Here is a 22,113-nt window from a genome sequence, read left to right as displayed (position 1 = left end):
ACACCACCCTCTCTCTCCATGGCACGACGGGAGCGTCGTACTTCGCTTTTTCCGCGCACCCCGGCTATCGGCGGATGTTCGCGCCCGACCGCCTGACGCTGGGCATCTTCCTGCCGCTGCGCTTCTATGAAGGCAGCATGGCGGTCCTTGCGGGGCAGGCCGAACTTGTGCGGCAGATCGACCGGCAGGAGTTTGCCGCCGTCTGGGTGCGCGACGTACCCTTGTACTCCCCTTCGTTCGGCGATGCCGGCCAGGTCTTCGATCCGTTCACCTACCTGGCCTTTCTGGCGGCGCAAACGAAGAAGATTGCACTGGCCACGGGCAGCGCGATCTTTTCCCTGCGCCCCCCCATCGATCTGGCCAAGGCGGCGACAACCATCGACCAATTGTCGGGCGGCCGGCTGGTGCTGGGGATTGCGTCGGGAGACCGTCCGGTCGAGTTTCCTGCCTATGGGCTGAATCACGACGAACGCGCTGCGCGTTTCGCCGAGGCGGTTTCGTACTTCCGTCAGTTGATGCGCCCAGGACGCCTGGAGATCGATTCGCCGCTGGGGCGCTTCAGCAACGCGGAATTCCTGCCCAAGCCCGCCGCGGGCGTCATTCCGCTCATCGTCACCGGTTCGTCGGGGCAGTCGCTGCCGTGGATCGCCGAACACGCCGATGGCTGGCTGACCTATCCCGACGCCACCGATACATCGACAGGACCCAAGCGCCTGGGGGCCAAGATCCGCGCCTGGCGCGCCCAGATTCCCGACGGCGGCTTCCGGCCGCACATGACCAATGAATGGCTGGACCTGGCCGAAGACCCCGACCATCCCCGCACGCCCTTGCATAACGGCTTCGTGCTGCGCACGGGCAGGAAAGGCTTGATCGCGTTGCTGGAAGAATGGCAGGAGGCCGGCGTCAATCACGCCGCGCTGGGCATCCAGTTCTCGCAACGGCCCGCGGCGGACGTGCTGCAGGAACTGGCGGAGGAAGTGCTGCCGCATTTCCCCACGCATGAAGGGCCTGGGACTTTGCCGGACGCTTGGTAGCTCACGCAGGCGGCTACGCTATCCTTGACGGTTTTCATCCTCCAACCCCGTCATGGCGCAGCCCTCCGCCCGCATACTCGAAGGAACCATCGACCAGATCCGCCTCGCGGTGCCGCTCGTGCGGCACGATGCGTTCCTGCGCGTAGGAACAGAAAGCGTGATCGCCGCCGGGCTGGAAGCGCCGCAGATCAATCAATTGCAGCGCCTGCATCAGCAGGGCATGCCGGCGCGCCTGGGTGTGATGGACGGCGAAGAGGGGCCGGCCGTCTTCTCCTGGGCGGTTCCGGCGCGTGGAGAGCCCATCCCGCCGCGCTACTACCAAACCCTGAAACGGCGCGGCTGGCGCGAGGTCGTCATCGGCGGCGCGGTCTGCGCGGCGTTCGTGTGGCTGGCTTGGCTGCTCGGCATCGCCAGCCTCACACGCGTGTTCCTGATGGTCTTCTCGCTGGTCGTCGCCCTGGTGGCGCTGGTAGTGGCGGGTTCGGCCATGCACGGCCTCTGGCACAACCGCCGCCACCGCCCGCTGATCCTGGCAACCGAAGCGCTTTTCGATCCCAAGCAAAAGCCGGTTGCCGGCATACCTGCCCCGCCGCCCGAGCCGCCACGCCTGGAGCCGCTATCGACGCAGGACGAGGGCGAACCACCCATCGGGTACGTGCGGGGCCGCCTTACCGGCCTCACGCATGAGATGCGCCAGGTTCACAAAGGGCCGAACTATGGCATCTACCGCTACACGGTCAACGGCGTGGACTACGCGATGATCGCCCAGGAAGCGTTCGGCGACGCGCTGCCCTTCCTGGCCGAGGACGACCGCGTCGAATTGGCAGTGCGCACGGCCTCCGCCCACCAGGATGGCCGGCGCGCCGTCTATGCGCTGCGCAATCTGGAAGATGGCCGCTGCTATATGTGCCACCGCTACTACGGCGGCGAGCTAGGCAGGGACACGCCTATCCGCGTGGGCATGAGCCAGCGCGCGCGCCTGCTCAAGCTGATAGGCGCGTTGATGCTGACGGCCTGGCTGTTCGTGGTCGGCCTGCAGTTTTTCGCCGGACCGGACGACGGTTCGTTCCGGGACTTTCCCGAACTGGCCGTCTTCCTGCTGGCGCTCTTCTTCATCGTGTGGCTGGGCTTCGCCCTGCCCCTGCTATGGCTGGACACGCGCTGGCGCATGGGCAGGCCCACGCGGCGGCAGCGTTTCACGCAGCGGATCTACGCCATGCTGGACCTCGGTACGCCCCTTGCGCCCTCGCAGCGCATCGAAGACGTGTAGCGCGCGCAGGCCTCAGTTGCCCAGCAGCTTCACCGTCTTCGGGTTGTAGCCGGAATACGCGCCGCCGCAGCCCGTATAGGCTTGCGCGGCGGCGGGCAGGCCGGTAGCGCGGACGGAGAGTTCGCCGCGCGCGCGGATCTCCCTGTAGCGTTCGGCAGCCACCGTCTCATCCGGCAGGAAGTACAGCCGCACGCGCAGCAGGCCCTTGCCTGGGTCCTTGCCGCTCGCCGCGCTGAAGGCCGGCACGCTCACTATCGCCTCCCGCCAGGTCCCGGGTTCTTCCAGCGTCTGCCAACGCACCCGCAAGGGCTGCTCCAGATCGAGCAGGACCGGGCTACCGCCACGCACCGGATCGCAAGGCTGCCGCAGCACGCTGCGCGCCGCCTGCGAGCCCATGTCATAGGCCTGGCCGTTGATCTCCACCCGGGCGATGGTCTGCGGCGTCAGGTTCTGCAGGCTGAAAATCGCCACCCCGGGCATCCCGGCCGCCTCCATCCGGTCGTCGGTGGTGCCAGCGAAGCGCGCGATGCCCGGCGCCACCTCGACGTGATCGGCATAGTGGTAATAGTGATAAACCACCAGTTCCGCTTCGCCCTGCGCGGACGCCGAGGGCAGCTTGCCCATATCCGGATACGGCAGGCGTTTCAGCGGCACGGACGCGCCTGGCGTTCCGTCCTGGCTGGAGTACACGTAGCGATCCACGCCGTCCTTCAGGCGCGCGCCGTCGTAGGGGAAATTCTCGCTGGCCGCGGCCCCCTGGTTCGGATAGCGGCGAAAGCGCGAAAACATGTATTGCGCCACCGACCCGGGCTCCAGGTACGGCGACGAGCCCGACGACACGCTCCCGCCGCGCCTGTCCGTCCAGATCGTGCGCCCGCTCAGATTGACGTGCGCTTCCTCGATCGCTGGGTGCGACGCCTGGAAACGGTCCCACCTGCCCTGCTCGATGGAGTCGCTGACGGGCACGATGGCGAGTGCCAACACCGTAGGCAGGAACATCAACGCGTGGACGCGCCCCGGCACCTGGCCTTTATCGCGCACCATGTAGATGATCCAGCACAGCGCCAGCACCAGGGCCAGAGGCCCGCCGAACAACACGCCATAGCTCAACAGCGCCTGCGCGCCCCAGCCCAGATTGGGGCTGGAGACGAACACGATGCCCAGGAACGCCAGCAGTCCCGCCAGCAGGAAGGAGACGATGATGCCAAACAGGTAGTGCCGGATTTGCTTCAAGTGCGCAGTCCTCGCCGGTCGCGGCATCGGCGCCATCCCGGTAGGCATGGCAGCCGACGATCTAGTCTGGCGGCAGGATAACGCTAATTCCAGTTCCGCTCTGGATCGGGAAGCGGATTTTGCCTGTCAATCCGCCAGCGCCCGCCCTGTTCTCTACGATGACGGGCGGCCCTTCCAGCGCCCCCCGAGGCTCGTCGCCTACTTGCCCTTGCGCAGCGACAGCGGCACACCCCAGATCGGGTCTTCCATGCCCTGCTTGCCCAAGGGCGTGATCTGCATTGGTGTCATCCTGGCCAGAAGCTGACGGTGTTCCGCGCTTACGTTCTCAAGCCGCTCGATGTACTTCTGCGTGAATTCCATGGGCGCTGGACGCGTATAGACGGTCAGATCTTCGAGCGGGCATTCGATCATCTTCGGATCGACCGCGCGGCAGGCGGACTGCCGGTACTTGTAGCTCGGCGTCTTCAGGTGCATGCGCTGGCTCAGCACCAGTTGGCCGCCCTTGAGCGTAAAACTTGCCAGCGCCTGCTGCGGCGGGATGCGGGCCTGCACCTTGATCGCGGGGATATCGCGGGAATCGGTCTCTTCGCGATAGCCGGCCGCACCGAGCTGCGTGGTCTCGCTGTATTGCTGCTCGCCCCAGCTCACGCAGGCGCCCGAAGCCGCGTGCACGGCGGTGCAGACCGTGCGCGTCTTGGTCTCGGTGCCATAGGTAGCGTCGCGCCAGTTGGTTTCCCGGTAGAACTCGCGATAGAGCTCGGGCGACAGATAGGCGGTGCCGTTGGCGCCGCGGCCCGAACCCTCCTTGCCGCTCGCAGCGCCGACCTGGTCAAGCAAGGCATTCAGCTTGTAGTCGTCGCCACCGGTCAGCAGATATTTGCCCGGCGGCAGGATATGCACCTCGAAGGCCTGGAACAGATAGGTCGTCTTCTTGTCCCGTTGTAGCGAGTTGGTCTGAAAGCCGCGGCTGAAAGTTATGCGCGGATCCTTTTCGTACATCCAGATGACGCGCGAGGTCCATTTGGTCATTTCCAACGCGTCGCTCAGCGAACGATGCGGCATGATGTCGGCCACCAGCACCACGGCCATATCGTCCTTCAGCGCCGCGTCGATCAGGTCCAGCAGCTGGGCATAGCGCGGATCGTTCCTGGTGCCTTCGGCGCTCAGGAACGGATGAGGCGCGCAGCCAGACAGGGCCAGCGCGAGCGCCAGGGCGGACAGGGCAAGTCGCGGACGCGTCAGGGTCATGGATCAGTCCTTGGTATGAGCGGGATCGGTCGGTTGAGCGCGCATACTACTGGCTCGGGGCCAGATCGCAATCCTTGCATAGCGGCTGAAACACACGCCGGCCGGCTCCGATCCGGCGTTCATGCGGACCCGCGCAAGCGCCCGGCCATGCCTCGCAGCCGCCAGGCCAATAACGGCGGGAGCCGCGGCCCCCCGTACTGCCGCGCCGCCTCGCATGGGCGCTCGGATCGCTGACACAAAAGGTTTGAAATTATTTGTTGCGATTGTTTCTCGTCTCGGCGACGCTAGGCGTCGTCCATCGCGATTCCGCCCGGAGACCCCCGCCATGTCGCTCGCCCTTTACGGCCATCCCTTCTCCTCCTACACGCAGAAGGTGCTGATCGCGCTGTACGAAAACGGCACTCCATTCGAGTTCCGCTGCATCGGCCCCGACACGCCAGAGCACGCGGCCGAATGGCTGCGCCGCTGGCCCCTGCACAAGTTCCCGCTGCTGGAAGACGGCGGCCGCAACATCGCCGAGACCAGCATCATCATCGAGCATCTGCAACTGCATCATCCCGGGCCGCAGCGCCTGCTGCCCGCCGATCCCAGGGCGGCGCTGCAGGTGCGCTTCCTGGATCGGTTCTTCGACCTGCACGTCATGAACTGGACGCAGCATGCGGTAGGTGGCGCGCTCTCGGGCGACGAGAACAAGCGGCGGGAAACGCTGGCCCTGGCGGTGGAAAAGCTGGAAGTCGCCTATGCATGGCTCGAAACGCATCTGGCCGGCAAGACCTGGGCGGCTGGCGAGGACTTTACCCTGGCGGACTGCGCCGCCGCGCCCTCGCTGTTCTATGGCGACTGGACGCACCGCATCGCCGAATCGTATCCGGTGCTGCGCGCTTATCGGGCGCGGCTGCTTGCGCGTCCATCGTTCGCGCGGGCCGTGGAAGAAGCGCGGCCGTACCGGCCGCTGTTCCCGCTGGGCGCGCCGGACCGGGATTGACCCCGGGGCCGGCAGACGCGTCACTCGTTGCCGGCGGCCATGTCCCACACCTTCTGGGCGATGGGATTCTTCTGTTCCTCGATGATGTGCGCCATCAGGCCCACCGAACGGCCGATCATCGTCAAGGCCTTGCCCAACTCTGGCGTCAGGCCCATATCGAGCACGATGGCGCCCTTGGCCCCGGTGGCATTCAGCGGAATCTTGCGGCCCGACTGGCGGGCGGCCGCCGCGGCCAACTCGACGGCAAAGCGCGAGTAATTGCCGTAATAGCCGCAGTCCCTGGCGATCTCGAACATCTTTTCGCAACGGGGATCGCCGTCCACGTGTATGGGATGCCCCACGCCGGGAATCTTGCGCTTGGCCGCCTTGTTGGCCGCGACGCATTCCTCGGCATAGCGGCGCAGTTCCTCGTCCGTGTAGCTATCCTGCTTGGGCAGGGCGTCGCGCAGAAAGCGCGCGGCGTATTCGATCACGCCAAGAAAGCGGCTGCCTGCGCCCAGCAATCCCGCCGCCAGGGCGCCCTGCATGGCCTCGGGCGCGCCGTGCAGGGTCAGCCGCGCCGACAAGGCGCTGGGCGTGAGGCCATGGTCGGTCGCGCTCACCAGGAACAGGTTGAGCATGGTCTTGAGCTGCGGCGCGGGGAACTCGCCCAGCAGCTCCAGGGCCAGCACGTCGATGAAATCGCGCTGGAACAGGTCCTGCACCAGGTCATGGCCTCGCACCAGGATGGTATGGGCGTCGCCGCCGCCGATCTTGCTGTCGAACATCTGAAATCTCCGTGTTTTTTCCCGGGCAGCGGACGGCCGCTGCGCCGGCTTGCTATTCGATGACGGCGTCCAGCGCCACCACGCCGCGCCCTTCGTCCAATACCACCAGCGGGTTGACCTCCAGCGATTGCACGTCGTCTCCCAGCGCCGTGAACAAGGCCGCGATGCGTAGCACGGCATCCACCAGGGCCGCCCTGTCGCGCGCCGGCAGGCCGCGATGGCTGGCGAGGCGGCGCGCGATGCGCGTCTGATCCAGCGCGCGCTCGATCTGCTTGCGGCTGGCTGGCAGATGGCAGCGCGCCACGTCGGCGTCGACCTCCACCCACACGCCGCCCGCGCCCACGCTCAGCACCGGGCCGAAGACCTCGTCACGATGCAAGCCCACCAGCATTTCCACACCGTCCACCACCATTTCCGACACCAGTACGCCGCGGATGGCCGCGGCCGGCACCTGATGCCGCGCCGCGTTCGCAACGATGTTCTCGAACGCCTGCCGCACCTCGGCTTCATCGCGCAGCCGCAGTTGCACGCCGCCGATCTCGCTCTTGTGCAGCACGCCGTCGGCCACCAGCTTGAGCGCCACCGGGAAGCCGATGACGCGCGCCACTGCCGCCGCCTCTTGCGCCGTGGCGGCCTGCGATTCGCGGGGCGCGCGCACGCCGTACTGCGCCAGCAACGCCTTGGCCTGCGCTTCATTGCAGGGCAGCGTTACGACAGGCGCGGCCGCCGGCAGGCCTGCGGGCGGCGCGTCCGGCGCCTCGTCGGCCCCCAGGTCCGCGTACGCGCTGACGCGCTTGAGCGCCTGCATGGCGTTGCGCAGGCTGTAGACCGGCGCGAATCCTTCCTGGATCAGAAGGTCGTGCGCCGGCCCGCGGCGGCTGCTCATCCAGACGGGCACGAAGGCCTTGGCGCCGCCCTGTGCGACCGCCAGCATGTTGCGCACCAGCCCTTCGGTGCTGGCCGAATAATTGGAGGTGATGGGATAGAGCACGGCGTCCACGCCCGGGTCCGCAAACAGCGGCGCCAGGCAGCGCCGCGCCAGATCCGGGTCGGTCAGCGCCTTGGTGGTCAGGTCCACGGGATTGGTCAGGGCCGCGTAGGCGGGCGCGTGCCGCGCCATCTCGGCCACGGTTTCATCCGCCAGCGCGGCCATGGCCAGCCCGGCTTCGCCCACCTTGTCGGCCGATAGCACGCCCGCGCCGCCCGACGATGAATACACGCAGATGTTGCGCAGGCGGCGCACGCCCACGCGCGATATCAGGCTGGCGACGTCCAGCAGTTCGTCCAGGTCTTCGACGCGGATGACGCCGTACTGCGAGAACACCGCGTCGTTGACGGCATCCTCGCCCGCCAGCGAGGCAGTATGCGATTGCGCCGCCTTCTTTCCGAAATCCGAGCGGCCGATCTTCAGCGCGATCAGCGGCTTGCCCGCGCGGCGCGCGGCCGCCGCCGCCGCAATGAAACGCGGGCCGCTGCGTATGCCTTCCATCACGGTGCAGATCAGGTCGGTTCCCGGGTCATGCGCCAGCCAGTTGATGAAGTCCGCGCTGTCCAGGTCCAGTTCGTTGCCGGTGGAGAACCAGCGCGAAAAGCACACGCCGCGCTCGTTGCCCTGCATGAGCGAACGGCCCAGGCCGCCACCCTGCGTCACCAGGCCGATGCGCGAAAGCTTTCCCGTCCTGCCGTCGTTGCGGAATTCGGTGGAAAAGGTCAGGCCCAGGCGCGGCGCCAGCATGGTCATGCCCGCGCAGTTGGGACCGTACAGGCGCATGCCGCTGCGCTGCGCCAGCGCCAGCATCTCGGCCTCGACCGTGCGCCCCGCTACGCCCAGCTCGGCGAAACCGCCCGTGAACACGATGACGTAGCGCACGCCCTTGGCGGCGCAGGCGCGCAGCGTGGCGACGGCGGATTCGGCCGGCACCAGCAGCAAGGCCACGTCGATGCCTTGCGCCGGCACCGCGTCCACGCTGGCATGCAAGGGTTTGCCGAAGAGTTCGCCGCCCTTGGGGTTGACCAGGTGCACCTCGCCGTCGAAATCCGAGTGCTCCAGCACGTTGACCACTGTGGTGTGGCCCAGCGTGCCAGGCTTGCTGGAGGCGCCCACGATCATGACCGAACGCGGCCGCGTCAGCTCCACCAGATCGTCGAAGCGGACGTTGGGATCAAACTGGGAAGGACTGGCGCTCATGCGGCCTCCGGGCGGCATTTCATCAGGGTGGTCCATTCCGACTCCACCACGACCTCGCCGTTCTGGTTCTTCACCGTGCGCAGCATGGTCACGCGGCCCGTGCCGGGGCGCTTCTGCGACAGCGTCTTCTCGCCTATGCTCAATTCGACATGGATGGTGTCGCCGATGAGCACGGGCTTGCGCCACACGCAGCGCAGTTCGGTCAGCGCCAGCCGGGTGCCGTCCATCAGGCGGTACACCGGCATGCGGGTGGTCAGGCCCGACGCGATGGCCAGGGTCAGCATGCCGTGCGCGGCGCGCTGGCCGAAGGGATGGCTGGCGGCGAATACGGCATCCGTGTGCAGCGCGTTGTAGTCGCCGGACAGCCCGGCGAACTGCACCACATCCGCTTCGGTGACCGTGCGGCGCGGACTTTCCCAGGACTGCCCGGACGCCAGGTCCTCGAAGTACAGGCGGCGGCCCAGGTGTTCGTCCAGATCGAATGGCGTGCTCATGCGTAACGCCCTCCCGTCACGTGCACGGTCTCGCCCGTGGTGAAGCCGGCCAGGCGCGATGCCAGGAAGGCTACCGTCGCGGCCACATCGGCCGGGTCGCCCAGCCGGCCGACCGGCGTGTTGGTCTTGGCGCGTTCGGTCAGCTCTTGGTAGTCGGGGCGCTTCTGCATGCGCGGCGTCGAAATGACGCCCGGGGCGACCGCGTTGGCGGTGATGCCGAACTTGCCGGACTCCAGCGCCAACGAGCGGGTGAAGCCGATCAGCCCGGCCTTGGCGGCCGAGTAGTTGGTCTGCCCGGGATTTCCCAGATGGGCGCGCGAGGCGATGTTGATGACGCGGCCGAAGCGCTGTTCCATCATCAGCGGCAGCACTGCGCGCGAGCAATGGAATGCCCCTTGCAGCGTCACGTCCAGCACCGCGTGCCAATCTTCCTCGGACATCTTGGTCAGATAACGGTCGCGCGCGAAGCCCGCGTTGTTGACCAGGATATCCACCTTCTTCCAGCGCTCGACCGCCTGCTGCACGGCGCGGCCGACCTCGTCCTTGTTGGTCACGTCGGCGCGCACGCCCAGGACGTTCCCGCCCAAGGCAGACAGTTCGGCGCAGGCGGATTCGATCGCCTCTTCATTGGCGTCGCACACCACCACATTGCAGCCTTCCTGCACGAAGCGCCTGGCCATTGCCATGCCCAGCGTGCCCGCGCCGCCCGTGATGAAAGCGGTGCAACCCTTCAGTTCCAGATCCATGATGCCATTCCATTCGAGTTTCAATGTTCCTGCCACGCCGGGCCCGCCCGGGCCCGGCGTTCAATCGACCTGCAGCCGCGCCTTCTCCACCAGAGCCTGGGCGCCGGCCCTCTCCTTGGCCCAGAAGACCGCGAAGGCTTCGGGCGTGCTGCCCACCAGCGGCGTGTAGATGCGCGCGAAGCGTTCCTGCACTTCGGGCATCTGCAGGGTGTCGCGCAAGGCCTTGGAGAACTTGTCGACGATGGGTTGGGGCGTGCCCGCCGGCATGACCACGGCCTGCCAGGTCGTCACTTTGAAGCCGGGCACGCCGGACTCGGCCACCGTGGGCACGTCGGGCATGTCCGCCACGCGCTGGTCGCCGCTGACGGCAAGGGCGCGCAGCGCGCCTTCCTTGATGAAGGGCGCGGTGGTGGAGCGGCTGTCCACCATGAAGGACAGGCGCCCGGCGATCAGGTCCTGCAGCGCGGGCGCGCTGCCCTTGTAAGGCACGTGCGTCATGGGCGCGTTCAGGGCCAGCGACAGCGCGGCGCCCGCCACGTGCATGGAACTGCCGTGCCCGGCGGACCCGTACGACAACCCCGCGTCGGGCTTCTTCGCCGCCTGCACCAGGTCCTGCATGGTCTGGAATGGCGACGACTTCGGCACCACCACAACCAGCGGCGAATCGGTCAATTGCGTGACCGGCACAAAGGCCTTGCCCGGATCGACCTGCACGCCCTTGTAGAGATAAGTGTTGATGGCCAGCGGCCCGACGTTGGCCCACAGCGCCGTGTAGCCGTCGGGTTCGGCCGTGGCCACGGCCTGGTTGGCGATGTTGCCGTTGGCGCCGGGCTTGTAGATCGGCACCACGGGCTGGCCGAGCTTTTTGGATAGCTCGTCCTGCACCATCTTGAACGCGATGTCCGAAGCGCCCCCGGGCGCGAAACCGATGACCATGCGCAGCGGACGGTCGGGCCATTCCGCGTGCGCGCCGGCCGCCAGCATGCAGGCGGCCAGGCCCGAGGCCAGCTTGACGATGAACTTCATGTTGTCTCCTGTGGGCGCCACGCTAGATCGTGGTGTCGTACTTGACGTTCTTGAGCTGGGTGTTTTCGTAGATGGCTTCCAGCCCGCGTTCCTTGCCGATGCCAGACTGCTTGTAGCCGCCAAACGGCGCATCGAACGACGTCCGCAGGCCGGTGTTGATGGCCACGCTGCCCGACTGCAGGCCGCGCGCCATGCGCAGGGCGCGGCCGCCGTCGCGCGTGTACAGCACCGCGGCCAGCCCGTAGCGCGTGTCGTTGGCGATGCGCAAGGCGTCGGCTTCGTCGCGAAAGCCGATCACGGATTGCACCGGGCCGAAGATCTCGTCCTGCGCGCTCTGCATGCGCGCGTGGGAGTTCAGCAGCAGCGTGGGCGGCACGAAGTAGCCCTTGGCCGTGTCGCCTTCCAGCTTCATGTTGCCGTAATGGACGGGCTGCGCGCCCTCTTCCCGCGCCAGCGCCACGTACTTCTCGACGCGCTGCTTCTGGGCCGCGCTGACCAGGGGGCCCATCTCGGTCGCTGGGTCCGCGGGCGAGCCGATGCGCACGGCGTCCAGGCGCTGCTGCAGCAGGCCAAGGAATTCCTCGCGCACGGAATCCTGTACCAGCAGGCGCGTGCAGGCGATGCAGACCTGGCCGGAATTCTTGATGATGTCGCCCGCGGCCACGGCCGCCGCCTTGTCCAGCGGCGCGTCCTCGAACACGATCAGCGGCGACTTGCCGCCCAGCTCCAGCGTGACGCGCTTGACGTCGGCGGCCGCGGACGCCTGGATACGCGCGCCGGTCACGGTGCCCCCGGTGAACGACACCCGTGATACCAGCGGATGAGTGACCAGCCGTTCGCCCACCGTGGCGCCGGGACCGTTGACCACGTTGATCACGCCGGGCGGAAAGCCGGCTTCCTCGAACAAGCGCGCCAGCGCCATGCTGGACAGCGGCGTCACTTCCGAGGGCTTGAGGATCACCGTATTGCCCGCGGCCAGCGCCGGACCGAGCTTGTTGACGGTCAGCGTCATCGGGTAATTCCACGGCATGATGAGCGCGCACACGCCCAGCGGCTCGCGTATCGTGAAATTGAGCACGTCGGCATTGCCCACCGGTATGGTCTCGCCGCGCAGGGCCGGAATGATGCCCGCGAAGTACTCCAGCGACGCCGGCATGCCCTTGAGCGAATCCAGCGAATGCGTAATGGGCTTGCCCACGTTCAGCGTTTCGATCCAGGCGAGCTTTTCGCGGTCGCGCTCGAACAGGTCGGCCAGGCGCCGCAGCAGCTTGCCGCGCTGCGCCGGCGTGGTCTTGCGCCAGTGCGTTTCAAAGGCGGTGTGCGCAGCCTGCACGGCGGCGTCCACATCTGCCGCCGAGGCTTCGTGCACGCTGGCGAGCACCTGCGCCGTGGCCGGGTTGCAGGTATCGAACGTGCGGCCTTCGGCGCCAGCGCGCCAGTTTTCCCCGATCAGCAGTTCATAGGGGCGGGAATCGATGACATCCATGCGGGCGCTCCTTACGCGGCCATTTGCAGGTATAGGGATTGGATTTCTTCCGGCGCGAGTACGCGCGGATTGATGGGCATGGACGCGCTCAGCATGGCCTGGCTGGCCAGCTGAGCGGCGTCCTGCTCAGACAGCGCCAAGCCGGAAAAGCGCAGGGGAATGCCCGCCAGCCGCGCCAGCGACTCGACCGCCTCGATCAGGGCCAGGGCGTCCTGTTGTTCGTCGCCCGTCGCGGCTATGCCCAGCGCGCGGGCGGCCTCGGCGTAAGGCGCGGCGGCGGTCTGCGCCGTGTGGCGCGCCACCACGCTGAAGATCGGACCCAGCACTTCCGCATGCGCCATGTGGACGCGCGACTCCAGCGGCGTGCACATGGCGTGCACGGCGTCCACCTTGCTCATGCCGATGGCCAGGCCCGCCATATATGCGCCCATCTGCATGTCGGCGCGCGCGCGCAGGCTGTCCGGGGCGCGCAGCACGTCGGGCAGCGCCCGCATGCACAGGCGCAGGGCCTGCAAGGCCATGGCCTTGCCGACAGGGGAAGGATCGGTATTGATCCAGGCGCCCAGCGCATGCAGCACGGCGTCGAAGCCGCCCTGCGCGGTGGGGCGCGGCGGCAGGCTGAGCGTAAGCTCGGGCTGCAGCGCCACCAGCGCCGGACGGGCGCGCAAGGAACGGTACAGGCGCTTGCGCCCGTCGTCGCCCTGGATCAGCGCGGCCGAGCTGCTTTCGCTGCCGGTGCCCGAAGTCGTGGGCACGGCGATGAAGAGCGGATCGGCGGGCTCGGCGGCGGCGTTCAGCCAGGCTTGCCCACACGGCGCCTGCAATTCGTCGGCATCGAACCCGCCCGCCAGGCAGGCGTAGACCGCCTTGGCCACGTCGATGGCGCTGCCCCCGCCCACCGCCAGCACGCTGGCGCAGCCCTGCTCGCGCGCCACGTGCAGCGCGGCCCGCACCTGGTCCATGGCGGGATTGGGCACCACGCCGTCATAGACATGCCATTGCAGTCCCGGCATGGCGGCAAGCGCCGCTTCGACCGCGGCGCCCGTTGCGCCCCAGGTGCCGGCATCGGTCACCACCAGCGGCAGGCGCAGGCGTGCGCCCGCGGCCGCCAAGGTTCTGGCCAGGGCCTTCCCGCCCCAATGGCAAACGCCAGGCCAGGACATCACGCCCTGGGCCTGTGGCGCACAATCCTGCTGACCGCTCATTCGTCCTCCTGATCTTGCATAATTTGCTATGCGAATTTATAATTCATTTAGTGAATTGATCATAGAAAAGGAGCTTGCCCATGTCAAGAGCCTCGCCTCGCGCGCCCAAGAACGACGCCACCGAAGATTCCGCGGAACCCGACCGCCAATTCGTCACCGCGCTGGCCCGCGGGCTGGACATCCTGCGCTGCTTCAGCGCCGAACGGCGCATGCTGGGCACGACGGAACTGGCCCATCTGACCGGCCTGGCCCAGCCCACGGTCTGGCGGCTGTGCCATACCCTGCAAAAGACGGGATTCCTGGCCGCCGTGCCAGGCAAGGACAAGCTGCAACTGGGCATCGCCGCCATCGCGCTGGGCGGCGCGGCGCTGGCGGGGCAGGAAGCGCTGGACATCATCCGGCCCATGTTGCAGGCGCTGGCCGACCGCTATCAGGTCGCGGTGGCGCTGGGACGGCGCGACGGCGACAGCATCGTCTACCTGCTGCGCTGCCAGGGAAATTCGCCGCTGCTGATGAATCTGCACGTGGGTTCGCGCATACCGCTGTTCCATAGCGCGATCGGCTGGGCCTACCTGGCCTGCTGCTCGCCCGAGGAACGCGAGGCCCTGCTGCAAGAGGCCCGCGCATCCGGCAAGGCCGGCGATGCCACGGAGCAACAGGCCATTGCCGACGCTATCGCCCGGTATCCGGAGCGCGGCTTCGTCTATCACGAGCGCCCCGCCTATCAGATCAACACCGTCGCCGCCGCCATCGAACTGCCCGCCGGCGAACGCTACGTGGTCAGCTGCGGCGGCCCGGCGGCGCTGCTGCCCCGGCAACTGATGCTCGATGAAGCCGGCCCCACGCTACGGCAGTTGGCGCATGAACTGCAGCCCATCCTGCTGATGGGGAGGCACGTGTGACCCAGCCTCTTGCTCCGGCCATTCCGCAACGCTGGCCCACCCGCATCACCGAACTGATGGGCATACGCTGGCCGTTGCTGCTGGGCGGCATGATGTGGCTGTCGGATGCGCGGCTGGTCGCCGCCATGGTGCGCGCAGGCGGCATGGGTTTCATGACCGCGCGCAGCTCACGCACGGACCAGGACTTCCGGCAGGCGCTGCGCGATTGCGGCGAACTGACGGGCGGCCTGCCGTTCGGCGTCAACCTCACGCTGTCGCGCCGCGCGGCCAATAACGAGTCCATGCTGACGCGGCTGCGCATCGCGCTCGACGCAGGCGTGCGCCTGTTCGAAACGGCGGGCCTGCCGCCCACGCCGCTGCTGCCCGCCTTGCGCGAGGCTGGCGCCATCGTCATCCACAAGTGCGCGCACGTGCGTCATGCCGTCGCAGCGCAGAACATGGGCGTGGACGCAGTTGCCCTGGTCGGCATGGAAGAAGGCGGTCATCCCGGCAACAACCAGCTGCCCACATTCCTCAACGGCGCCTACGCCTTGGAACAACTGCACATTCCGCTGGCGCTGGGCGGCGGCATCGGCCACGGCAGGCAGATCGCCGCGGCGCTGGCCCTGGGCGCCGACGCGGTGGTGATGGGCAGCGTCTTCACGCCGGCGCAGGAGACCCCGGCGCATGTGGCGTACAAGCAGCGCGTCGTCGACACCAACGAGCACGGCACCCGCGCCGTGCTCGGCAGCCTGGGCGACACCTGGCGCATCCTCGACAACGAAAACGCCCGCAAAGTCGCCGCCCTGGAACAGGCGGGCGCCAACAGCTACGCGGACTTCGGCGAACTGATCAGCGGTGAACGTACCCAGGCCCTCGCCTACCAGGCGGGCCAGCACGAAGAAGGCATGCTGTCCATGGGTCCGGCGGTGGGCTTTGCCCGCGGCATAGAACCTGTGGAAAGCATCGTCCTGCGGCTGCAGCGGGAATGCGTGCAGGCCAGCGCGCGCTTCAGGCACATGCTCGATTCCGCTTGAATCCGGTCCCGCGCCAGCGGGCCGTTTCTCACCTCCCGCATCCCTGCCCCGCCCTGTGCGCGGCAGGGATTTTTCATGCGCGAACGGCGCCGAATCCAGCCGCCGGTCGAAAACCCGTTATTGCAGCGTCCTGATGGCCGCAGTATCATCAATTCATTAAACGAATTATTAATTCGCAATGCGAATAATAAACGGATCACCCAAGAATCCGTCCGCGCAACGCAAGCGCGCTCAACCCAAAAAACAGGAGACAGGAATGAAGTTCAGCAAGATGGTGGCGGCAGCCCTGCTGGCCGCGGGCTTCGCGACGGCGGCCTCGGCCGCGGAATGGCCGGACAAGCCGATACGCGCGGTGATCGGTTTTGCGCCCGGGGGACCTTCCGACATCGCGTTCAAGATGATGCAGGACGAGCTGAGCAAGAAGCTCGGCCAGCCCGTCATCCCGGAATACAAGCCCGGCGCCAACGGCAATCTCTCGCTGCTGGCCGCAGCCAGCGCGCCCGCCGACGGCTACACCATCCTCTGGACCAACGCGGCCACCATCGCCGTCAACCAGTACCTGTACAAGGACCTGAAGATCGACCCGGCCCAGGCCTTCGCGCCCGTCGCGCAACTGACCGATTCGCCGCTGGTGGTGGTGGTGCCCAAGGATTCGCCCTACCAGACCATGGCGGACCTGATCAAGGCCATCAAGGCGGACAAGCAGGCGACGATCACCTACGGATCGCCGGGCTATGGCAGTTCGGCGCACACCGCGGCGTCCTCGCTCGCGCTGGCCCTGGACACCAAGCTCACGCACGTGCCGTACAAGGGCAGCGCGCCCGCGCTGCAGGACCTGGTCGCCGGACGGTTGACCTTCATGATCGACAGCCGCTCCAGTTCCCTGCCCTACATCAAGGACGGCATGCTGCGCCCCCTGGCGGTCAGCGGCGCCACCCGCGTCAAGGATCTGCCGGACCTGCCCACCATCGCCGAGTCCGGCGTCCCCGGCTTCAAGGTCACCACCTGGCAGGCCGTGGTCGTCCCCGCCGGCACGCCCAAGCCCATCATCGACAAGCTGGCCCGGGCGCTGGAAGAAACCGCCGCCATGCCCATCGTGCAAGAACGCTTCGAACGCATCGCCACCCCGCTGGTCAGCAGTTCGCCCGAAGCGTTCGCCAAATTCTGGGCGGAGCACCGCGAGGTCACCCGCGACCTGGTGGAACGCGCCAACCTGAAGCTGGAGTAAACGCATGAGCAACATCGACCTGACGCCCGAACAACAGGAGCTGCAGCACAGCATCCGCCGCTTCATGCTGGCGGAAGTGGCGCCCATCGTCGCGCAGCACGAAAAGTCGCGGACCTTTCCGTTCGAACTCATGCCCAAGCTGGCGGAGCTGGGTTACCTGGGCGGCAACCTGCCCGAAGACCAGGGCGGACACGGCATCGACATGCCCACCTGGGCCATGATGATGGAGGAGCTGGGCTACCACTGGCTGTCGCTGCGCACCATCGTCAACATCACCAACGGCTCCATCAAGCGCCTGGCCGCCCACGGTTCACCAGCGCAGAAAGAGAAGTACCTCAAGCCGCTGATGGCCGGCCGCCTCAAGGCCTGCACAGGCCTGACGGAGCCGAACACCGGCTCCAACATCGCCGGCATCCAGACGCGGGCCGACCTGGTCGGCGACGAGTGGGTGCTGAACGGCCGCAAGCTGTGGATCACCAACGGCTGCGACGCCGACTTCGCCATGGTGGTGGCGCGCACCTACAGCCCCACCTGCGAGGGCAAGCTGTCGACCTTCATCGTCGAACGCGCCCTGGCCAACTATGACGTGCGCAAGCTCGACACCATGGTGCTGCGCTGCACCGGCACGGCCGAACTGGGCTTCGCCGACGTGCGCATCCCCAAGGAAAACCTGGTCGGCGTCGAAGGCGCGGCCCTCGCCGGCACGCTCAAGGGCCTGGATGCCGCGCGCCTGAACATCGCCATGGGCGCCGTCGGCGCCGCGCAGGCGGCCCTGGACATGTCCATCGACTACGCGAAACAGCGCGAACAGTTCGGCCGCCCCATCGGCAGCTTCCAGCTGGTGCAGAAGCACATCGTAGACATGACGGTCCGCGTCGAAGCGGCGCGCGCCCTGGGCATGCGCGCGGCCCATGCGCTGGAAGCGGGCAAGGACGTGCGCCAGGCCTGCTCCATCGCCAAGCTCTACGCCACCGAGGCCGCCCACGAAGTGGCCAACATGGCGCTGCAAGTGCATGGCGGGCTGGGCTACTCGGAGGAATATCCGATCGAGCGCATCTTCCGGGATACGCGCGGCGGCATGATTCCCGAAGGCACGACGGAGATCCAGACGCTGATCGCGGGGCGGGAGATCCTGGGGATGAACGCGATAGCCTGACGGGCGGAGCGCCAGCCCTCAGCCATCCCGCTCATGATTGGTGATGAAGTCCGGCGGCAACGCCGGGCCCCACACATACAGCGAATCCTCCGGCGGATAATCCCCCGACGGCCACTTCTGCCCTTCGGCGATAAAGTCGATGTCGTACGAATACTCGGCGTAACTGCCCCAGGGATCGCGCACGTAGCGGAAATAGTTTGAACCCAGCACATGCCGGCCCACGCCCCAGCCGTCCGCATACCCCGCCGCGCCCATCTGCTCCATGCCTTGCCCCACCGCATCGATGGACGGCACGCACCAGCTGCTGTGATGCAGGCCCAGGCCATGCGACTTGGCCAATGCGATCAGGTGGTGATCGCTGCCGTGCGGACTGTGGATGAAGGCGATGGCATCGCCCGAGGTATCCGACACGCGCAGGCCAAGCGCGTCCACGTAGAAGCGCGTGGCCCGAACCACGTCGGCGCTGAACAACAGGATGTGCGACAGATACAGCGGCCGCACCTGCCGCACCTGGCTGCGCGCGGGCGCGCGGCCGGCGCCGCCGCTGGCCTGTGGCGGCTCTTGCGGCGCGGGGGCCGACGGTGAAGACTTGGCTGCAATCCGCAATTGCAGAGCCAGCCCGTCGGGCGCCTCAATCCAGAGCCCTGCGGGGTCGGCGTCCTGCGGCGCGTCGCGGCGGGCGATACCCAGGCGGTCCAGATTCACGGCGAACCGTTCCAGGTCGTCCGCGTGGACCCCCATGCTCACCCACAGCAGACGCTTGCGTACGCCCTTCAAGATGCGCGCCCAGCGGTGCGGATGGCCATGGGTGTACAACGCCAGGCAGCCGTTCTCATCCCGCACATCCAGGCCGAAACTCGAATAAAAGCGCCTGGCCTCTTCGAGATCGGGAACGCTGAACACGAACTCGTCCACCGAGTGCACGGCGAGCGGCGCTGTCTGCGCATTGGATTGCATGTCTGTCTCCAAGAATCTTGTTCTGGTTGCGGCAGGCTGCCCTGCGCTCATTGCTCGACGGCGACCTTCTGCGCCAGCCCCTGGTACAGCGCCGTCTCCGTCTGGTAAAAGTCCCGCATGTCCGCCACCGAGTTCTGCGCCACCAGCTCCATACCCGTCGAAACAACATACTCGCGAAACGCGGCATCTTCCATGGCCTGGACGATCGCGCGGTTCAGGCTGGCAACGGTCGCGTCCGGCGTCTTGGCCGGCACCAGAAAGGCGATCCACGTGCCGTACACGAAATCCCGCAACTTTTCGCTGGATGCGGACAAGGGCGGCACTTGGGGCAGCCTGGGACTCGGTGCGGCGCCGGTCGTTGCGTAGGCCCGTATGCGGCCGGACTCGATCAGGTCCAGCGTCGACCCGCCCAGCGGCAGGAAGCTCAGTTCTATCTGACCGCCCATCAGGTCCTGCGTGACGGGCGGAACGCCCCGGTAGACGACGTGGTTGAGCTTGAACTGGCTTTGCCGCGCCCATTGCTCGCCCAATAGGTGGATCATCGAGCCCGGACCGATATGTCCGAAGTTCAGTCCCTTGTCTCCCTGGGCCTGCGCCAGTTGGGTCAGTTCGCCCAGGTTCTTGGCCGCGACCGCGTTGCCGCCGGTCAGGATGTAGGGCAGCCGCGCCACCACCGCCACCGCGCGCAGGTTCTCCGCCCGGTACTTCACATGCTGCATCGTGGCCGGGGTCAGGATGGGTTCGGTCTGGGACGCGATCAACAGCATGCGTCCGTCCGCTGGCGCATTCAGCACCCGTTGCGTGCCGATGGAACCGCCCGCCCCGGGTTGGTTCTCGACGATGATGGTCCTGCCCAGCGCGGCCTGCAGCAGCGGCTGCAGCTTGCGCGCCACGCCGTCGGTGGGATTGCCCACCGGCTGCGGAACGACGATGGAGACGGGCGGCGCGTCGGCCTGGGCTTGCGCGTTCGCGCACGCCAGGATGCCGATCAGGAACTGCAGACTCGCGGCCACGCCGCTACGCAGTGCTTTCATTGCAGGCCTTTCTGGTTGGACTCGTTGGAAAGCCAAAGCTGCCGGGGATCTGGAATCCCCGCCACGGCATCACTCAAGTTGCAGGCGCGACACCATGGGGCCGAACTGGACGAACTGACTTTTCAGCAAAGCGCTCATCTGCTCGGGACTGGAACCGCTGGCCTCGGCGCCCAGTTCGGCAAGGCGCTGGCGGATGGCGGGCTGCTGAACGGCCTTGGACACCGCCTGGCCGATACGCGCCACGACGGCGTCGGGCGTCTGCGCCGGGGCGAGCAAGCCGTTCCAGCCCTCGGTATCGATGCCGGTAAAACCCAGTTCGCTGACGGTGGGCGTGTCCGGCAGGGACGGCGAGCGTTGCGGCGAGGTGACCGCCAGCGCGGTCAAGGATCCGGCCCGGATGTCGCTCAGCGACGAAGACAATTGGTCGCCGCCCATCTGGATGCGGCCCGCCAGCATTTCGCCCTTCAAGGGCGCAGCACCCTTGAAGGGCACGTGCGTCATCGACGCGCCCGTCTGTTCCTGGAACCACATGCCGAACACGTGAATGTACGAACCGGGTCCCGTGGAACCGTAGGCGTAGTGGGTCGAAGGATTCTTTTTGAGCAGTTCCGCGAATTCCTTCAGGTTGCGGGCCGGCACCGAAGGCGTGGAAGTGATGACCAGCGGCACGTTGGCCACCACGCTCACGCTGCGCAGGTCGGCCAAGGGATCGAAGTTCAGCCGCTTCGCGCCCTGCGCCACCAGGGCGGCCAACGGATAGGAAATGTTGGCCATCAATACGGTATAGCCGTCGGGCGCCGCCTTGGCGACGGCATCGGCGCCCAGCAGCCCGCCCACGCCCGGACGGTTCTCGACCACCACCGGCTGCCCCAGCTCTTGCGACATGGGCGTTGCGATCAGCCGCGCGATCAGGTCGGTGGTTCCTCCGGCGGCAAACGGCACCACGATCTTCACCGGCCGCGCCGGCCAATCCGCCGCGCTGGCCACGCCCAGGCTGGACGCCAGGCCTGCGGCCAGCAACAGCCTGGCCCAACGGCGCCGGGCGGGATTGCTCACGGACGACTTCACAAAAGCAGTTGCGATTCGCATGTCTGGAGTTCCAAGAGTAGATCGTGGCCGTGCGCCCCGGCGCGCGGATGGCGCCGGGGCCGCTGGATGCGTGGTGAGAAACCTAGGCGGACGGCGCCTCGTCGCGGATGCGGTTGCGCAGCGTACCGATGCGCTCGATGTCCACCTCTACCGTGTCGCCGTCCTTCATGTAGAGCTTGGGCGTGCGCCCGAAGCCCACGCCGGCGGGGGTGCCGGAGAAAATGATGTCGCCGGCCTGCAAGGTAATGGCCTCGCTGACGGTCGAGATCACGGTAGCCACATCGAACAGCATGTCGCTGGTGTTGGACGATTGCATGGTTTCGCCATTGAGGCGGGTCTCGATCCGCAACCCGCTACCGCCCGCCGGCAGTTCGTCAGCCGTGACCACGTATGGCCCCCAGGTGCCCGTGCCGTCGAAGTTCTTGCCCACGGTCCACTGCGGCGACTTGAACTGGTATTCGCGCACCGAGATTTCGTTGCCCACGGCGTAGCCGAACACGTGGTCCAGCGCCTGTTCCTTGGCGATCCGGCGTCCGCCCTTGCCCAGCACCACGACCATTTCGCCCTCGTAGTCCAGCGTATCGCTGATGGCCGGACGCTCCACCACCGCGTCATGCGCGCCCAGGCTGGTCGACACGCGCAGGAACAGCGTCGGGTAATCGGGCTGGTCGTACGGGCTTTCCTTGGTGTGGTCGGCATAGTTCAGGCCGACGCACAGGATCTTGGGAGGTTCGATCGACGGCGACAGAAAGGTCGCGGCAGCCGGATCGATGAACTGCGTGGCCGCGGCTGCCATGCGCTCCAGATCGGCCAGCGTCTTGCCCTGGCGCAGCAGCGTACCCAGATCGACGCCTGGAGCGGACAGCAGCGCCAGGCGGCCCTGCACGAGTGCGGCGGCGCGAGGCGCGCCGTCGATTTGTAGGGTGGCCAGTTTCACGTGATCTCCTGATGGATGAGGGTTGAACGAAGAATATGTAATTCATAAAAATATATATATTCTGGTTTTCCCTGGATAACTTGAGCTTCATAGATAAAAACCTTATCGTTTC

General features: G+C 67.0%; 20 protein-coding genes. 7 read left to right on the top strand and 13 right to left on the bottom strand.

Going from position 1 to position 22,113, the window contains the following annotated elements; all coding sequences use genetic code 11:
• The first annotated feature begins 74 nt into the window (after positions 1-74).
• Together HV766_RS04775 and HV766_RS04770 are read left to right on the top strand one after the other, a co-directional pair.
• A complete protein-coding gene (locus HV766_RS04775) occupies positions 75-1,034 on the top strand; it encodes an LLM class oxidoreductase (RefSeq protein ID WP_208949719.1) in 960 nt (319 codons plus the stop codon).
• Between the two features lie 52 nt (positions 1,035-1,086).
• Complete coding sequence (locus tag HV766_RS04770) at positions 1,087-2,304, top strand: hypothetical protein (protein ID WP_175180668.1); 1,218 nt, start codon at positions 1,087-1,089, stop codon at positions 2,302-2,304.
• Between the two features lie 12 nt (positions 2,305-2,316).
• Here the strand turns inward: HV766_RS04770 and HV766_RS04765 are convergent, their stop codons facing one another.
• A complete protein-coding gene (locus HV766_RS04765; protein ID WP_175180667.1) occupies positions 2,317-3,537 on the bottom strand; it encodes a hypothetical protein in 1,221 nt (406 codons plus the stop codon).
• A 198-nt stretch (positions 3,538-3,735) separates the two neighbouring features.
• Complete coding sequence (locus HV766_RS04760) at positions 3,736-4,785, bottom strand: hypothetical protein (RefSeq protein WP_054451834.1); 1,050 nt, start codon at positions 4,783-4,785, stop codon at positions 3,736-3,738.
• A 325-nt stretch (positions 4,786-5,110) separates the two neighbouring features.
• On the opposite strand from HV766_RS04760, the gene HV766_RS04755 reads away from it, so the two are divergent.
• Complete coding sequence (locus HV766_RS04755) at positions 5,111-5,770, top strand: glutathione S-transferase family protein (RefSeq protein ID WP_175180666.1); 660 nt, start codon at positions 5,111-5,113, stop codon at positions 5,768-5,770.
• Positions 5,771-5,790: 20 nt separating this feature from the next.
• Here HV766_RS04755 and HV766_RS04750 read toward each other — a convergent pair whose 3' ends face one another.
• The 7 genes from HV766_RS04750 to HV766_RS04720 are packed head-to-tail and all read right to left on the bottom strand — an operon-like array spanning position 5,791 to position 13,682.
• Entirely contained in the window at positions 5,791-6,537 is a 747-nt protein-coding gene (locus HV766_RS04750) for a citryl-CoA lyase (protein WP_175180665.1), read from the bottom strand.
• Positions 6,538-6,589: 52 nt separating this feature from the next.
• Complete coding sequence (locus HV766_RS04745) at positions 6,590-8,725, bottom strand: acetate--CoA ligase family protein (protein ID WP_175180664.1); 2,136 nt, start codon at positions 8,723-8,725, stop codon at positions 6,590-6,592.
• Positions 8,722-9,219, bottom strand: a complete 498-nt coding sequence (locus HV766_RS04740; RefSeq protein WP_054451838.1) for a MaoC family dehydratase — start codon at positions 9,217-9,219, stop codon at positions 8,722-8,724. Before HV766_RS04740 ends, HV766_RS04745 begins: the two co-directional genes overlap by 4 nt.
• Complete coding sequence (locus HV766_RS04735; protein ID WP_054452294.1) at positions 9,216-9,965, bottom strand: SDR family oxidoreductase; 750 nt, start codon at positions 9,963-9,965, stop codon at positions 9,216-9,218. The genes HV766_RS04740 and HV766_RS04735 overlap by 4 nt, the downstream gene beginning before the upstream one ends.
• 60 nt (positions 9,966-10,025) lie before the next feature.
• A complete protein-coding gene (locus tag HV766_RS04730; RefSeq protein ID WP_054451839.1) occupies positions 10,026-10,991 on the bottom strand; it encodes a Bug family tripartite tricarboxylate transporter substrate binding protein in 966 nt (321 codons plus the stop codon).
• 22 nt (positions 10,992-11,013) lie between these two features.
• Positions 11,014-12,477, bottom strand: a complete 1,464-nt coding sequence (locus tag HV766_RS04725) for an aldehyde dehydrogenase family protein (protein ID WP_175160293.1) — start codon at positions 12,475-12,477, stop codon at positions 11,014-11,016.
• An 11-nt stretch (positions 12,478-12,488) separates the two neighbouring features.
• Positions 12,489-13,682: an iron-containing alcohol dehydrogenase family protein gene (locus HV766_RS04720; RefSeq protein ID WP_175160295.1), complete on the bottom strand. Its 1,194-nt coding sequence runs from the start codon at positions 13,680-13,682 to the stop codon at positions 12,489-12,491.
• Positions 13,683-13,762: 80 nt separating this feature from the next.
• On the opposite strand from HV766_RS04720, the gene HV766_RS04715 reads away from it, so the two are divergent.
• The 4 genes from HV766_RS04715 (at position 13,763) to HV766_RS04700 (ending at position 17,984) form a co-directional block, all read left to right on the top strand.
• Positions 13,763-14,584, top strand: a complete 822-nt coding sequence (locus tag HV766_RS04715) for an IclR family transcriptional regulator (RefSeq protein ID WP_175180663.1) — start codon at positions 13,763-13,765, stop codon at positions 14,582-14,584.
• Complete coding sequence (locus HV766_RS04710) at positions 14,581-15,600, top strand: NAD(P)H-dependent flavin oxidoreductase (RefSeq protein WP_175180662.1); 1,020 nt, start codon at positions 14,581-14,583, stop codon at positions 15,598-15,600. Before HV766_RS04715 ends, HV766_RS04710 begins: the two co-directional genes overlap by 4 nt.
• Positions 15,601-15,856: 256 nt before the next feature.
• Complete coding sequence (locus HV766_RS04705) at positions 15,857-16,828, top strand: Bug family tripartite tricarboxylate transporter substrate binding protein (protein WP_175180661.1); 972 nt, start codon at positions 15,857-15,859, stop codon at positions 16,826-16,828.
• Between the two features lie 4 nt (positions 16,829-16,832).
• Positions 16,833-17,984, top strand: coding sequence for an acyl-CoA dehydrogenase family protein (locus HV766_RS04700; RefSeq protein ID WP_175180660.1), 1,152 nt, complete (start codon positions 16,833-16,835; stop codon positions 17,982-17,984).
• A gap of 18 nt (positions 17,985-18,002) precedes the next feature.
• Here the strand turns inward: HV766_RS04700 and HV766_RS04695 are convergent, their stop codons facing one another.
• The 4 genes from HV766_RS04695 to HV766_RS04680 form a co-directional block, all read right to left on the bottom strand.
• The gene (locus HV766_RS04695) at positions 18,003-18,941 is read right to left on the bottom strand and encodes a VOC family protein (RefSeq protein WP_175180659.1); all 939 of its coding nucleotides are present in this window, start codon (positions 18,939-18,941) and stop codon (positions 18,003-18,005) included.
• Between the two features lie 47 nt (positions 18,942-18,988).
• Positions 18,989-19,975, bottom strand: coding sequence for a Bug family tripartite tricarboxylate transporter substrate binding protein (locus tag HV766_RS04690; protein WP_082400792.1), 987 nt, complete (start codon positions 19,973-19,975; stop codon positions 18,989-18,991).
• Positions 19,976-20,044: 69 nt separating this feature from the next.
• Positions 20,045-21,064, bottom strand: a complete 1,020-nt coding sequence (locus tag HV766_RS04685) for a Bug family tripartite tricarboxylate transporter substrate binding protein (protein ID WP_119451885.1) — start codon at positions 21,062-21,064, stop codon at positions 20,045-20,047.
• A gap of 82 nt (positions 21,065-21,146) precedes the next feature.
• Positions 21,147-22,001, bottom strand: coding sequence for a fumarylacetoacetate hydrolase family protein (locus HV766_RS04680; protein WP_054451848.1), 855 nt, complete (start codon positions 21,999-22,001; stop codon positions 21,147-21,149).
• Between the last annotated feature and the right edge of the window lie 112 nt (positions 22,002-22,113).

The organism is Achromobacter aegrifaciens (genome assembly GCF_902859735.1).
Taxonomy (GTDB): domain Bacteria; phylum Pseudomonadota; class Gammaproteobacteria; order Burkholderiales; family Burkholderiaceae_B; genus Achromobacter; species Achromobacter aegrifaciens.
Note: the sequence above shows the minus strand (reverse complement) of the source record. Positions and strands in the feature narration are given on the sequence as shown.